Genomic DNA, 13,449 nt, shown 5'->3' on the forward strand with positions numbered 1-13,449 from the left:
CGGTCTCCGTCGTCGTCGACGACCTCGTCGTCGTCGCAGCCGATCCTACGGCTCGTCCTGCCGCGTCGCGCGTGCTCCGACGACACCCGTCCGGGGCGGTCGCCGCACGGGTGTCCGGTCAGGCAGCGGTCGGCGCGGCGACCTTCCGGCGCACCAGGACCCCGGACGCCAGGGCGATCCCGAGCAGCACGACGAGTCCGCCGACGGGTTCGTTCCACCGCACCCGCTCCCCCAGCACGAGCACCCCGAGCGCCACCCCGACCACCGGCGTCAGGTAGGTGACGGTGGAGGCGCGACCAGCGCCCCACGCCTGCACGAGCCGGGTGTTCCAGGCGTAGGCCAGCCCCGTGCCGACGCAACCGAGCGCGATCATCGCGGCCACGATCCTCCCGTCCAGCTCGACCGGACCGGTCGCGATGACGGGCGCGACCAGCAGCAGCATCCCGGAGGCCAGCGTCAGCTGGACCGTCGCCAAGGTGACCGGGTCGTACGCGCTCGCCACGGCCACCCGCCGCAGGTAGGCGAGCCCGATGCCGTAGGACGCGGTCATGCCGAGCAGTGCGACCTGCCCCGGCACGCTCGCCAGGACCTCGGGGTCGGTCAGGACGTCCCACGGGCCGACCAGCACGAGCACCCCGACGATGCCGAGCACGATCCCGAGCACCTGCCGTCCGCGCAGGCGTTCGGACGGCACGAGCACCGCGAGCGCGGCCAGCGTCATGATCGGGGTCGTCGCGTTGTAGATGCTCGCGAGGCCGGACGGCACCGTCTGCTCCGCCCACGCCATCAGTGACGACGGCACCGCGTTGAGGAACACCGCGACGACCGCCAGGTGCGCCCAGGTCCGCGGTTCCCGGGGCCAGCGCCGACGGGTCGCCAGGAGCACCACGACGAGCGTGACCCCACCGAGCACGGTCCGCACGGTGGCGACCTGCTGCGGGGCGAGACCGTCGAGGCCGATCTTCGCGAAGAGGAAGCTCGAGCCCCAGGTCAGTGCGACGAGGACGTAGAGGAGGGCGTTCACGTGGCCTAGTGTCGGACCACCGAGCGACATGCGGCAAACGCATGTCGCTCATGCCCACATGAGGAGGACGCATGACCGTCTCGGTCCAGCAACTGCGCGCGTTCGTCGCCACGCTCGACGCCGGGTCCTTCACCGCCGCGGCCGCCGCCCTGGGCGTCGGCCAGTCTGCGGTGTCGCACGCCGTCGCGGGGCTCGAGCGCGAGGTCGGCGGCTCCGTCGTGCACCGCGGCGCGGTCGCCGCCCCCACCCCGCTCGGCGACCGCCTGCTGGCCCACGCCCGCAGCGTGCTCGCCTCGGTCGAAGCCCTGGAGGCGGTGGTCCGGCCCGGCACGGCGCGCGGCACCGTGCGCCTCGCCGCGGTCCCCACCGTCTGCCAGGGGCTGCTGCCGCGGCTCCGCGAGCTGTGGGCGGTGACCCTGCCGGACGTCGACGTGCAGGTCTACGAGGGGGACGACGACGAGATGCCGGAGTGGCTCGAGGCCGGCACCGTCGACGCCGCCGTGCTCGTCGACCCGTCGCCGGTGCCCGACGGCGGCGTGGTCGTCGCGCGGGACGAGATGGCCGCGGTGATCCGCCGCGACCACCCCCTCGCCGAGCTGCCAGCACTCACCCTCGACGACCTGCACGAGGACGGCCTGGTGGCGGGCGGCGGCGGGTGCGAGTACCAGGTCCAGAAGCTCCACGAACTCGACGGCCGGCCGTTCCGGTACGCCCACCGGGTGCGCGAGATGAGCACGATGTTCGGGATGATCCAGCGGGGCGAGGGCGTGTCGATCGTGCCGACCCTGGGCCGCGGGATGCTGCCGCCGGACCTCGTGATGATCCCGATGGCCCGGCGGCTCGAGCGCACCCTGGTGCTGAGCGGGCCGTCGTCCCGTGCGTGGCACCCCTTGGCGCGGGCGCTGGTCGACGCGGTCTGAGGCGGGCGGGCGGGTCGCCGGTCGAGCGGCTCCGGCGGCTCCGGCGGCTCCGACCTTCGGCGGATCCGCTCGTCGACGCGGCTCCCTAGGCTCGGGGCATGACCTCGACCGCGCTCCCCGCCGTGCCCCTCGGGCAGCGTGTGTGGTCCCAGACGTGGCGCGTGGCCGTCGCGGCGCTGACCGGGCTGTTCACCGCCGGTCTGGTGTGGCCGACGACGGACACCCGCGGCTGGAGCGACCTGCACGTCGGCGCCCTGATCCTCGGGGACATGGGAGCGGGCCTGGTCGCCCTCGTCCTGCTGCCGTTCCGGCACCGGGCACCGCTCGTGGTCACGGTCGTCATCGGTGCCCTCAGCTCGGTGTCGACGCTGGCGGTCGGGTCGGCCGCGATCGCGACGGTCTCGCTCGCAACCCGGCGCCGTGCCGTCGAGATCGCCGTCGTCGGTGCGGTGCTGCTCGGCGCCACCGTGCTCTACGACGTCGTCCTGGCCCCCGACCAATCCGTGCCGTTCTGGCAGATCGTGCTCGCAGGCACCGTCAGCATCGCCCTGCTCGTCGCGATCGGCATCGGGATCGGGCAGCGCGGGGCGCTCCTGCTCTCCCTGCGCGAGCGCGCGGACCTGCTCGAGCGCGACCAGCAGCTGCGCGAGGACCGCGCCCGCGAGCAGGAACGCGCCCACATCGCCCGCGAGATGCACGACGTCCTGGGCCACCGGCTCTCCCTCGTCGCGCTGCACGCCGGCGCACTCGAGTACCGCGGCCCGGGGCTCACCCCGGACGAGACCGCCGCAGCGGCCGGGGTCGTGCGGGCCGAAGCGCACTCCGCGCTCACCGACCTGCGCGACGTGCTCGGGGTGCTGCGCGACCCGGCCGCGAACGCCGGCGACGAGGTGACCGGCACCGCGCCTCCGCAGCCGACACTCGTCGACCTGCCCGCCCTGCTCGACCAGGCCCGTTCCGGGGGCGCGGCCGTCCGGGCGCGCGTCGACTCCGACGCCGCGGCGGTGCCGACTGCCGTCGGGCGACATGCGTACCGCATCGTGCAGGAGGCGCTGACGAACGCCCGTCGGCACGCCCCCGGACAGCCCGTCGACGTAGTCGTCGAGACCGTCGGCGGTCCGGCGATCCGGGTGGTGGTGTCGAACACGCTGACCGACGAGCCAGCGCGCACGAACGCCGACGCCGCCGGGCAGGGTGCCGGGCACGCCGCCGGCTCCGTCGCGGGGCACGGTCTGCGCGGGCTCGCCGAACGCGCTCGACTCGTCGGCGGGAGCTTCCGTGCCGGCAGCGACGACGGACGCGTGCACGTGGTCGAGGCGGTGCTGCCGTGGACGCCGTGACCGCTCCCGTCCGGGTCGTCCTGGTCGACGACGACCAGCTCGTCCGCGTCGGGCTCCGCATGCTGCTCAGCGGCGACGACGGTCTGGTGGTCGTGGGCGAAGCGGGCGACGGGCTCGAGGCCGAGGGCGTCATCGCCGCGACCGCGCCCGACGTCGTGCTCATGGACATCCGGATGCCCCGGTGCGACGGACTCGTCGCCACCGAACGCGAACTGCGACGGCGGCCCGACCTGGCCGTCCTGGTGCTGACCACGTTCGAGGGGGACGACCTCGTGCTCGGAGCGCTGCAGGCCGGCGCCCGTGGGTTCCTGCTCAAGGACACCCCGCCGCACGAACTCGTGCAGGCCGTACGGACCGTGGCGTCCGGGCGCTCGATCCTGTCCCCCTCGGTGCTCGACCGGGTGATCGCGTTCGCCGCCGGGCCGCGCTCGGGCCCCGCGGCCGGTGGAACGGGCGGCGCTGCTGCGGACGGTGCCGAGGAACGTCGACTGCTCGCCCTGCTGACCGAGCGCGAGCGCGAGGTCGCGCTCGCCGTGGCCAACGGGGCGTCGAACGCGCAGATCGCCGCCGAGCTGTACGTGGGCCTGGCCACCGTGAAGACGCACGTCGGGCACGTGTACGAGAAGTTCGGCGTCGAGAACCGGGTGCAGCTCGCGCTCGTCGTGCACGCGGCGCGGCGGGGCGGGACGGGGTGGGGACAGCCCACCGGGTGACCGGGTGAGCGTCGTCTGAACGGTCGGCGATGTCCGCTCGGCAGGATGGACCGATGGCCGAGACGCACGTGAAGACGTTCACCACCGCGGACGAAGCGGCAGCCGAGGCCGCAGGGCTCGCCTGGCTCGCCGAGGCCGAGGACGCCGGCGGCACCCGCATCGCCCGCGTGCTCGGGTGCCCGAGTCCGACCGTGCTCGACCTCGAACTGATCTCCGACGGCTCCCCCACCACAGCCCAGGCCGAGCGGTTCGGCCGATCGCTCGCCCACACGCACGCCGCCGGTGCCGACCACTGGGGCGCACCTCCCGCCGGCTGGACCCGAGGAGCGGCGTTGCGGATGGGCCGTTCGCGCACGCCGTTCGTCGCAGCCGAACAGGCACCGGCGACCTGGGGCGAGTTCTTCGCCGAGTACCGGATCCGCGACTTCGTCCGCCGGATCGTCGACGCCGGCGGGTTCGACCACGCCGAGGCCGCCGTGTTCGAGCGGGTCGCGTCGCGGGTACAGGACGGCACCCTCGGTTCACCGCAGCCCGCGCTCGTCGGGGACCGCCCCGCTCGTCTGCACGGTGACCTGTGGGCCGGCAACGTGCTCTGGCCGACGGACTCGTCCGAACCCACCGGCGCCGTGCTCATCGACCCGATCGCGCACGGCGGGCACGCGGAGACCGACCTGGCGCTGCTCGGGCTGTTCGGGCTGCCCCGGCTCGAGACGGTGCTCGCCGCCTACGACCGGGAGTCACGGCTGGCCGACGGCTGGCAGGAGCGCGTCGAGCTCCACCAGCTCGCGCCGTTGCTGCTGCACGTGTTCCTGTTCGGCGGCTCGTACACCGGGGCCGCGCTCCGGGCGGCGCAGCGGTACGCCTGACCCCTCGCACCGTGCGGCCTCGCTCACACCGTGCGAGGTTGCCCACCCCGGTGCCAGCGGCGCACCGTGCGGCCTCGCTCACCCCGTGCGAGGTTGCCCACCCGGGTGCCGGCGCCGCACCGTGCGGCCTCGCTCACACCGTGCGAGGTTGCCCACCCCGGTGCCAGCGGCGCACCGTGCGGCCTCGCTCACATCGTGCGAGGTTGCCCGCCCCGTGCAGCGCTACAACCGCGCACCGAGCAGGCGACCCCGCACCGACCGGACGACAGCGCACCGTGCGCCCGCGCCGCCCGCGCTCTCCCCGCCGGCCAACCTCGCACCGTGCGTCCTTAGCTCGCCCACAGCCGGCACAGTGCAGCAGTCGGGGAACGCCCCGGATGCTCATCGACATGACCACCTACCCGGTACCCGTGACCGACCGACGCGACCCCGCGCGCAGTGCCGCGCGGGATCGGCGCCGCCCGCCCCTCGCCCGGCTGTTCCTCGGCGAGCGCGAGGACGCCCGCTGGCTCCGGCCCGCGTTCTGGGCGCTCCTCACCGTGACCGCCGTGGTGTACCTGTGGGACCTCAGCGTCTCCGGGTACGCCAACAGCTTCTACGCCGCCGCCGTGCAGGCCGGCACGAAGTCGTGGGAGGCGTTCTTCTTCGGCTCCCTCGACTCGTCGAACTTCATCACCGTCGACAAACCACCCGCCTCACTCTGGGTGATGGTGCTGTCGGCCCGGCTGTTCGGCTTCTCGAGCACCAGTCTGCTGCTCCCCCAGGCGCTGATGGCCGTCGGTTCCGTGGCCCTGGTCTGGGGCACGGTCCGCCGCACCCTGGCCCGGCTCGGTGCCACCACCGCGAATGTCGGCGCCCTGCTCGCGGGCTTCGTCGTCGCAGCGACCCCGGCAGCGGCCCTGATGTTCCGCTTCGACAACCCGGACGCCCTGCTCGTCCTGCTGATGACCGCCGGCGCGTACTGCACGGTGCGGGCGCTGCCGAAGGGCAGCTGGAGGTGGATCGCGCTCGCCGGGGTCGCCCTGGGCTTCGCGTTCCTGACGAAGATGCTGCAGGGCCTGCTCGTCCTGCCCGCCTTCGGCCTCGCGTACCTGTTCGCCGCCCGCACCGGATGGGGCCGGCGGGTGATCGGCCTGGTCGTCGCCGCCGGCTCCCTCGTGGTGGCCGCCGGCTGGTGGGTCGTCGCCGTGTGGCTCTGGCCCGCCGAGTCCCGCCCGTACATCGGCGGCTCGACGAACAACACCGTCCTCGACCTGGTGTTCGGCTACAACGGCCTCGGTCGGATCTTCGGCGGCTCGGGCAACGGTGGCGGAGGCGGCGGCATGACCGGCGGTACCGCGGGTGGCTCCTTCGGTGGCTCGACGGGCCTGAACCGGCTGTTCTCGTCCGAGATGGGGCTCGAGATCTCGTGGCTCCTGCCCGCGGCGCTCATCGCCCTGGTCGTCGGCCTGGTCGTCATCGGCCGCCGGCACCTGGCCGACCCCGCCCGTGCCGGGCTCGTCCTGTGGGGCGGGTGGCTCCTGGTCACCGGCCTGGTGTTCTCGTACATGTCCGGCACGATCCACCCGTACTACACGGTCGCCCTCGCCCCGGCCATCGCCGGACTCGTCGGAACCGGCGGCGCCCTGCTCTGGCACGCACGAGCCCGTTTCCTCGGCCGCCTCGGCCTCGCCGCGATGATCGGCGTCACCGCGTTCTGGGGCTGGTGCCTGCTGAACGAGAACCCGACGTGGCTGCCGTGGCTCCGCTGGGTGATGCTCGCCGGTGGGCTGCTGTCCGCGGCACTGATCGTCATCGGCAGTGTGCCGTCGCTGCGCAGGCTCGTCACGGTCGGCGTCCTCGCCGGCACCCTGTTCGGGCTGTCCGGCACCACCGCCTACGCCCTCGCCACGACGACCGTCGCGCACTCCGGTTCGATCCCGAGCGTCGGTCCGGCGGGCAGCAGCTCCGGTGGGACGGGCGGCGGTGGCACCGGTGGCATGCCGGGAGGCACGGATGGACCGGGTGGACCGGCCTCCGGTTCCGACGACGGCGGCTCCGACGGCACGTCCGACTCCCAGCAGGGTCCCGGCGGGACCCCGCCGGAGGGCGCTTCCGGCGAGGCGCCGGAAGGCGCCACCGGGCAGGCACCGGGCGGTACGACGGAGGGACCCGACGGCGCGGGCTCCGAGGCGGGGTCGGGCACGGGCCTCCAGGCCGGGGGTGGTGGCACAGGCGGCGGCACGTCGACCTCGTCGGCGCTGCGGAAGCTGCTCGAGGCATCCGACGCGAAGTGGGCGGCCGCGGTGAACGGATCGCAGTCGGCCGCGCAGCTCGAACTCGACACCGACACCGCCGTGATGGCGATCGGCGGCTGGTCGAGCGACCCGGCTCCGACGCTCGCGCAGTTCAAGGCCGCCGTCGCCGACGGCGACATCGGGTACTACGTCTCGTCCGGCTCCGGCGGTGGGATGGGCGGCGGATCCTCGACCGCGTCGGCGATCCAGGAGTGGGTCGCGGCGAACTACGAGTCGACGACGGTCGGCGGCCAGACCGTCTACGACCTGAGCAGCACGGAGTGACCGGCGACGGGGGCGCGGTGGATAGGCTCCGGGACATGCCCGGCCACCCGCTGCAGCGCACCGACGGCTCCCCCGTCCGCGCCCTCGTCGTCGACGACGAGCACGCCCTGGCCGATGCCGTCGCCCTGGCGTTCGCGGGCGACGGCTGGGCCGTGCGGTCCGTGCACCGTGGTCGCGACGTGCTGTTCGCGGCCAGGGAGTTCCAGCCCGATGTCATCGTGCTCGACGTGATGCTGCCCGACATCGACGGGTTCGAGGTGCTCGAACGGCTCCGCGACGCCCGCGACGGCGTCCGGGTGCTGTTCCTCACCGCACGCGACGCCCCCGAGGACCGGCTCGCCGGGCTGACCGGCGGCGGCGACGACTACCTGACCAAGCCCTTCGGCATCGAGGAGCTGCTCGTCCGTGCGCGGATCCTGGCGCGCACCTCGGCCAGGGTCGCCGCAGCCGGGGCGAGCACCGAGCTCGTGATCGGCGACCTGCGGCTCGACGAGGACGCCCGCACGGTCAGCCGCGACGGGGACCCGATCGAACTCACGCCGACCGAGTACGAACTGCTGCGGCACCTGGCACGGAACGCCAACCGGGTGCTGTCCCGCGAGCAGCTGCTGGCGAGCGTGTGGGGCATGGACTTCGGCACGTCGTCGAACCTGGTGGACATGTACGTGTCGTACCTGCGGAAGAAGCTCGACGTCGGGCGCGAGCCGATGCTGCAGACCGTCCGCGGGGCGGGGTACGTGTTGCGGCCGACGACGTGAGCCGATCGGCGAGGGTGATCCGGGCCTCTCCCCACCGTCACGGCCGACCCCGCGCCGGACGGGTGCCGTCGTTGCGGTGGCGGGTCGTGGCGGCCGTCGCGCTGTTGCTCGTGGCGACGAACGTCGTCGTGGGGGCGGTGACCGTCGTCGCGTTCCGGGGGTACCTGGTCGACCGGCTGGACGCGGAACTGTCGACGGCCGCGAACCGGACCGTCGGCGGACGGGACGGCGCGGACGCGCCCATCGGACCGCCGCCCGGGTCATCGTCCTCGTCGTCATCCTCGTCGTCGTCGGATCGTCCGGATCCCGACAACGCCTTCATCGGTGCACCCGGGCAGTCCGCCGGCACGGTCGTGGCGATCGTGCGGGACGGCACCGTCGTGCTCGGCGGGTACACCGACAGCGACGGAGGCCAGCACGGGCTGGCGTCGGCGCAACGGAAGACGCTCACCGCGGTCGACATCGGCGCGGACCCCGCGACGATCGACCTCGGACCCCTCGGCGCCTACCGGGTGCAGGCGGTCGGGCACGACGGCGACGTGTTCGTCACGGCCCTGCCGCTCGGCGACCTGAACGCCGCGATCGCGCGCCTGCTGCTCGTGATCGGGATCGTCACGGTGCTCGGCCTGGTGGTCGCCGCCTGGGCACTCGCGCTGCTCGTCCGACGGTCCCTGCGACCGCTCGAGCGCGTCGCGTCCGTGGCCTCGGACGTCACGGCACTCGACCTGGAGCGCGGCGACACGGACATCCCCGTGCGGGTCGCCGACGCCGACCTGACAGCCAACCGCGAGGTCGGCCAGGTCGGCACCGCACTGAACCGCCTGCTCGGCCACGTCGCCCGGGCCCTGACGGTCCGACGCGACGCCGAGGCGGGCATGCGCACCTTCGTCGCCGACGCGTCGCACGAACTCCGCACGCCGATCGCGACCGTGCGCGCCTACGCCGAGCTGACCGCGGGCTCGTCGGACCTCGACGCCATCCACCGGAACGTCGACCGGATCGGGCAGGAGGCCCTCCGGATGGGCGAGCTCGTCGACGAGCTGCTGCTGCTCGCGCGGCTCGACGCCTCGGCCCTCGGCACCGCGCCACCGATCGTGCCCGAGCCCGTCGACCTCACCTCGCTCGTCGTCGAGGCCACGATGGACGCCCGCGCCACCGCGCCGGAGCACCGGTGGACGCTGCAGGTCGTCAACGACCACCCGCTCGTGGTGCCCGGGAACACCGCACGACTGCGCCGCGTGGTGACGAACCTGCTCGCGAACGCGCGGACGCACACACCCGTCGGCACGACCGTGGTGGTGTCGTTGCAGGCGTTGGACGGCGTCGACGAGGGCCACGGGGCCGGTGGCTCCGTGGCGCGCTTCGTCGTGGCGAACGACGGGCCGCCGATCCCCACGGAGACCCTGCCCACCCTGTTCGACCGCTTCACCAGGGGCGAGGCCTCGCGGACGCGTTCGCCGGGGCAGGGGACGAGTGGCCTCGGGCTCGCGATCGTCCGAGCGGTGGTCCTGGCGCACGGCGGCAGCGTCCGGGTCTCGTCGGAGCCGGGACGGACGGCGTTCACGGTGGACCTGCCTGCCGCTGCCGTCGGCGTGGGCGTGGGCACGGGCACGGGCACGGGCACGGGCACGGGCACGGGGTCGCATACTGGTCGGAGAACGTCGGACGAGGAGGCCCCGTGACGAACGCGTACGACAAGCTGCCCGGCCGTCCGGACCCCGCCGACCTGGTGGTCGAGGTCCCGGCGTTCGAGGACGACCGGCCCCAACCCGAGCCCGCACCGCCCGCCGCGGCGCCGGAGCTCGTGGCCGCGACCGAGTTCGCACGGTCGTCGCACGCAGCCCCCACGATCCGCCGGACGCAGATGCGGGCGGGCGTGTGGATCGCGGGCGTCCCGATCGCAGCGCTCGTGGTCGTCGCGATCGTGCAGATCCTGCTGCCCCGCTGAACCGCTCGTCAGGCGCTCGGACGCGTGCTCACGCGCCCGCGACACCTCACGCACCACTGGCCGCGTGCGGTGTCGTTGAGCACGAAAGTCGTGCGCGGTCCGGATCGTCAGACGATCGACCAACGTCGAACCCGATCGCGTGCATCCGTGGCGGAGCGCCCGCAGGCTGGGTCTTGTCCGAGCAAGACGACCCGAACGGGTCACCACTGCAGAGATGGGAAACACGATCATGAACTCGTTCAAGCGCAAGTCCGTGAAGCTCCTCGCCGGCACCGCCCTCGGTGGCGCCGTCATCGCCGGGGCGTTCGTCGCAGCCCCTGCGCAGGCCGCCGAGCCCGCGCCCAGCACCTCGTCGTCCGTCGGGGGCAGCGTCAACGTCAACCTCGACCCGGTCGCGATCGTCAACGCGATCAAGGACGCCGTCAACGACCAGAGCGACCGCGGCGGTGCCGTGCAGGCGGCACTCGACGTCGGGTACTGGAACGCCGGCAACCCCGACCGCCTCACCGTCGCGGTGGTCAACAAGAACCAGGACATCACCGTCGAGGGCGACGTCGCCGATGCCCAGTCGATCGACATCAAGGGCGGCAACTACGTCATCTACTGGTTCAAGGGCCCCGGCAAGGTCACCAACAACGGTGACGGCGGCTGGCTGAACTGGGGTGTGTTCGGCAACATCGAGCGCATCGACAACGTCATCCACGTCAACGGCGGCTGACTCCGGCTCCGGCGGACGACGCCCCCTGGGACCCCGGTCTCAGGGGGCGTCGTCGTGCGCTGGCGGTGCTTCGATCCCCAACGGCCGGGTCCCCGCCGCCAGGCCGAGCTGGCGCCGCGACCGGATCCAGCCCCGGACGAAGGCGACCGACACCAGCGCCGTCCGGTTCGGCGCCTTCCACGACTTCATGAGCCGCCCGAGGTGCCAGGCGACGGCCTGCCGGCTGTAGGCGGTCTCCTTGGCGATGGCGTCGTTCGAGAGCCCGCTGGCGGCGAGCGCGAGCATCCGTTCCTCGGTCTCGTCCAGGCCGGGCGCGGACGCCACCAGGTCGATGTCGTCGGTGCCGAGCGGTGCCGCGGCGTCCTCTGACGGACCGCCACGCTGCTGCGCCCAAGCCTCGGCCCAGCAGGAGCCGAGCTCGTGCGCCACGAGCGACGCCCGGCTCATCGCGAGCATCGTCCGCCCCGCGTGGTCGATCGTCGTCGCGTGCTCGCGGGTGGCCGTGTGCATGACGAGCGCGAAGACGCGGATGGCGGGCAGGGCGCCGCGGAGCACGACCGACACGTCGACGTGCGGATCACCGGCACTGGCGGCGGCGACCTCGCGCAGCCGGACGAGGCAGTCGGGGTCGAGCGGCTCACCGTGCTCGACCGCCCGCAGCGCTGCAGGGAGCACGAGCGGGACGATCTGCTCGTAGCGCCGCCGGAGCCAGTCGTGTCCGTCCGGACGGATGCCGTGCAACGGTGGCGCGAGCAGCAGCTCGGTGAACTCGGGGCACCGCTCGTCGAGCGCCAGACCCAGCCGCTCCCCCGGGAGCAGCACGGCCGTCCGTCGTGCGTCGTCGCGCTCGGTCGTCATCGTGCGTCGAACGTATCCGGACAACAGGTGTCGTGTCCGCTGCGTTCACGTGGTGTTCGTTCTTACCCCGGACACAGGGCCCTGCTCCGGCCCCCGTAGCCGGGCTCCCGAGCATGAGCGGCATGACGGAGACCGACCAGCCCCTCGACATCGACATCGTCGTCCCCTGCTACGACGAGCAGGACACACTCGCCGCCCACGTGCGGCGGCTGCACACGTTCTGCCGGACGTCGTTGCACCACTCGTGGCGCATCACGATCGCGGACAACGCCTCGACCGATGACACCGCCCGGATCGCCGACGACCTCGCGGCGATGCTCCCCGGCGTGCACGCGGTCCACCTGCCCGAGAAGGGCCGGGGTCGTGCGCTCAAGGCCGTGTGGGCCGCGTCCCCGGCGACGGTGCTCGTGTACGTCGACGAGGACCTGTCGACGGATCTGGCGGCCCTCGAGCCGCTCGTCGCGCCGCTGCTCTCCGGGCACTCGGACCTGGCGATCGGGACGCGGCTGGCGGATTCGTCGCGGGTGGTGCGGGGCAGCAAGCGCGAGTTCATCTCCCGCTCGTACAACCTGTTGCTCCGGTCCACGATGGGGGTGTCGTTCTCCGACGCGCAGTGCGGCTTCAAGGCCGTCACCAAGCGCGCGGCCGACCACCTGCTGCCGCTCTGCGAGGACGACGCGTGGTTCTTCGACACCGAGATGCTGGTGCTGGCCGAGCACGCCGGACTGCGCATCCACGAGGTCCCGGTGGACTGGGTCGACGACGTCAACTCGTCGGTGCACATCGCGTCGACCGCGACCGCGGACCTGAAGGGCATGTGGCGCGTCTCGCGGGGCATCGCCACGGGTCGGGTTCCCATCGGCGCCGTGTACGAGGCGATCGGCCGCCGCCCCTTCACCCCACCGCACGTCGGGTTCCTCGGGCAGCTGCTGCGGTTCGGGGCGATCGGGGTGCTCTCCACGGTGGCGTTCGCCGTGCTCTACGCGCTGTTCCGGCCGGCGATCGGAGCGCAGACCGCGGACTTCCTGGCCCTGCTGCTGACGGCGATCGGCAACACCGCCCTCAACCGGCGGTTCACGTTCGGCGTGCGGGGCCGCGCCGGAGCCGGGCGACACCACGTGCAGGGGCTGGTGGTCTTCGGCGTCGCCTGGGCGATCACGTCGGGGTCGCTCGTGGTGCTGCACAGCACGACGCCGGGAGCCTCGCACGGCACGGAGATCCTCGTGCTGACGACCGCGAACCTGTTCGCGACGTGCGTGCGCTTCGTGCTCTTCAAGGCGTGGGTGTTCCGCACCGGCCGCCGTCACCCGGAGCTCGTCCGCCCCGGGACGACCCCCGGGACGACCCCCGGGACGACCCCCGGGACGACCCCCGCCGCCGACGCGAGCACGGCGGTCACGGAGCCGATCGCGGTGAGCGACCGAACCGGTGAGCCAGCAGCCTGACACCGTGCCGGGTCACCCACCCGGTGCGAGGTTGCACGGCGCCCGCGGCACGCCGCACCGTGCGGCGTCGGCCATCCCGTGCGAGGTTGCACGCTCCGTGCAGCGCTACGAACTCGCACCGAGCGTGCAACCTCGCACCAGCCGAACAGACCCGCACGGTGCGACCCCGTCACACGCCCGGACCACCCGTGTTGCACGGTCGGTATACCAAGCCGTAGCATCGCCCTACCGCACCACCACCCCACAGGGCCCGACTGCCACCATCGGTCTGCCCGCGGCGAGCGCTCCATCGATGCAG

General features: G+C 73.4%; 12 protein-coding genes. 10 read left to right on the plus strand and 2 right to left on the minus strand.

Annotation, left to right across the window (positions count from 1 at the left end):
- Nucleotides 1-118: 118 nt before the first annotated feature.
- Nucleotides 119-1,024 carry a DMT family transporter gene (locus tag MXD64_RS14525; RefSeq protein ID WP_082046982.1) on the minus strand — a complete coding sequence of 302 codons (906 nt, stop codon included), beginning with the start codon at nucleotides 1,022-1,024 and terminating at the stop codon, nucleotides 119-121.
- Between the two features lie 71 nt (nucleotides 1,025-1,095).
- Here MXD64_RS14525 and MXD64_RS14530 point away from each other — a divergent pair, with 71 nt between their 5' ends.
- From MXD64_RS14530 to MXD64_RS14570, 9 genes are all read left to right on the plus strand, one after another.
- On the plus strand, nucleotides 1,096-1,944 hold the full coding sequence (locus MXD64_RS14530) for a LysR family transcriptional regulator (RefSeq protein WP_056070117.1): 849 nt from the start codon (nucleotides 1,096-1,098) through the stop codon (nucleotides 1,942-1,944).
- Nucleotides 1,945-2,042: 98 nt separating this feature from the next.
- A complete protein-coding gene (locus MXD64_RS14535; protein ID WP_263136688.1) occupies nucleotides 2,043-3,284 on the plus strand; it encodes a sensor histidine kinase in 1,242 nt (413 codons plus the stop codon).
- Nucleotides 3,272-3,997: a response regulator transcription factor gene (locus tag MXD64_RS14540; protein ID WP_042539892.1), complete on the plus strand. Its 726-nt coding sequence runs from the start codon at nucleotides 3,272-3,274 to the stop codon at nucleotides 3,995-3,997. The genes MXD64_RS14535 and MXD64_RS14540 overlap by 13 nt, the downstream gene beginning before the upstream one ends.
- Before the next feature lie 53 nt (nucleotides 3,998-4,050).
- Nucleotides 4,051-4,863, plus strand: a complete 813-nt coding sequence (locus MXD64_RS14545; RefSeq protein ID WP_159556089.1) for a fructosamine kinase family protein — start codon at nucleotides 4,051-4,053, stop codon at nucleotides 4,861-4,863.
- 389 nt (nucleotides 4,864-5,252) lie between these two features.
- On the plus strand, nucleotides 5,253-7,424 hold the full coding sequence (locus MXD64_RS14550; RefSeq protein ID WP_263136689.1) for an ArnT family glycosyltransferase: 2,172 nt from the start codon (nucleotides 5,253-5,255) through the stop codon (nucleotides 7,422-7,424).
- Nucleotides 7,425-7,459: 35 nt separating this feature from the next.
- Nucleotides 7,460-8,182: a response regulator transcription factor gene (locus tag MXD64_RS14555; RefSeq protein ID WP_284733994.1), complete on the plus strand. Its 723-nt coding sequence runs from the start codon at nucleotides 7,460-7,462 to the stop codon at nucleotides 8,180-8,182.
- Nucleotides 8,183-8,268: 86 nt separating this feature from the next.
- Nucleotides 8,269-9,864, plus strand: coding sequence for a sensor histidine kinase (locus tag MXD64_RS14560; protein WP_263136690.1), 1,596 nt, complete (start codon nucleotides 8,269-8,271; stop codon nucleotides 9,862-9,864).
- Entirely contained in the window at nucleotides 9,861-10,130 is a 270-nt protein-coding gene (locus MXD64_RS14565) for a hypothetical protein (protein ID WP_017885437.1), read from the plus strand. Before MXD64_RS14560 ends, MXD64_RS14565 begins: the two co-directional genes overlap by 4 nt.
- Nucleotides 10,131-10,344: 214 nt before the next feature.
- Nucleotides 10,345-10,848 carry a hypothetical protein gene (locus MXD64_RS14570; protein ID WP_235045642.1) on the plus strand — a complete coding sequence of 168 codons (504 nt, stop codon included), beginning with the start codon at nucleotides 10,345-10,347 and terminating at the stop codon, nucleotides 10,846-10,848.
- A gap of 39 nt (nucleotides 10,849-10,887) precedes the next feature.
- On the opposite strand, the gene MXD64_RS14575 is transcribed toward MXD64_RS14570, so the two are convergent.
- Nucleotides 10,888-11,706, minus strand: a complete 819-nt coding sequence (locus tag MXD64_RS14575) for a helix-turn-helix transcriptional regulator (RefSeq protein WP_031259005.1) — start codon at nucleotides 11,704-11,706, stop codon at nucleotides 10,888-10,890.
- A gap of 122 nt (nucleotides 11,707-11,828) precedes the next feature.
- Between MXD64_RS14575 and MXD64_RS14580 the strand changes: the two genes are divergently transcribed.
- Nucleotides 11,829-13,151 carry a bifunctional glycosyltransferase family 2/GtrA family protein gene (locus MXD64_RS14580; RefSeq protein ID WP_263136691.1) on the plus strand — a complete coding sequence of 441 codons (1,323 nt, stop codon included), beginning with the start codon at nucleotides 11,829-11,831 and terminating at the stop codon, nucleotides 13,149-13,151.
- The last annotated feature ends 298 nt before the right edge of the window (nucleotides 13,152-13,449 follow it).

The sequence above is a fragment of the Curtobacterium sp. Arg-1 genome (assembly GCF_025643395.1).
Lineage (GTDB): Bacteria > Actinomycetota > Actinomycetes > Actinomycetales > Microbacteriaceae > Curtobacterium > Curtobacterium poinsettiae.

Excerpts from the sequence above, each read along its gene's own strand:
- MXD64_RS14530 (WP_056070117.1), top strand. The coding sequence starts at position 1,096 with ATGACCGTCTCGGTCCAGCAACTGCGCGCGTTCGTCGCCACGCTCGAC.
- MXD64_RS14535 (WP_263136688.1), top strand. The coding sequence starts at position 2,043 with ATGACCTCGACCGCGCTCCCCGCCGTGCCCCTCGGGCAGCGTGTGTGG.
- MXD64_RS14545 (WP_159556089.1), top strand. The coding sequence starts at position 4,051 with ATGGCCGAGACGCACGTGAAGACGTTCACCACCGCGGACGAAGCGGCA.
- MXD64_RS14550 (WP_263136689.1), top strand. The coding sequence starts at position 5,253 with ATGACCACCTACCCGGTACCCGTGACCGACCGACGCGACCCCGCGCGC.
- MXD64_RS14555 (WP_284733994.1), top strand. The coding sequence starts at position 7,460 with ATGCCCGGCCACCCGCTGCAGCGCACCGACGGCTCCCCCGTCCGCGCC.
- MXD64_RS14570 (WP_235045642.1), top strand. The coding sequence starts at position 10,345 with ATGGGAAACACGATCATGAACTCGTTCAAGCGCAAGTCCGTGAAGCTC.
- MXD64_RS14575 (WP_031259005.1), bottom strand. The coding sequence starts at position 11,706 with ATGACGACCGAGCGCGACGACGCACGACGGACGGCCGTGCTGCTCCCG.
- MXD64_RS14580 (WP_263136691.1), top strand. The coding sequence starts at position 11,829 with ATGACGGAGACCGACCAGCCCCTCGACATCGACATCGTCGTCCCCTGC.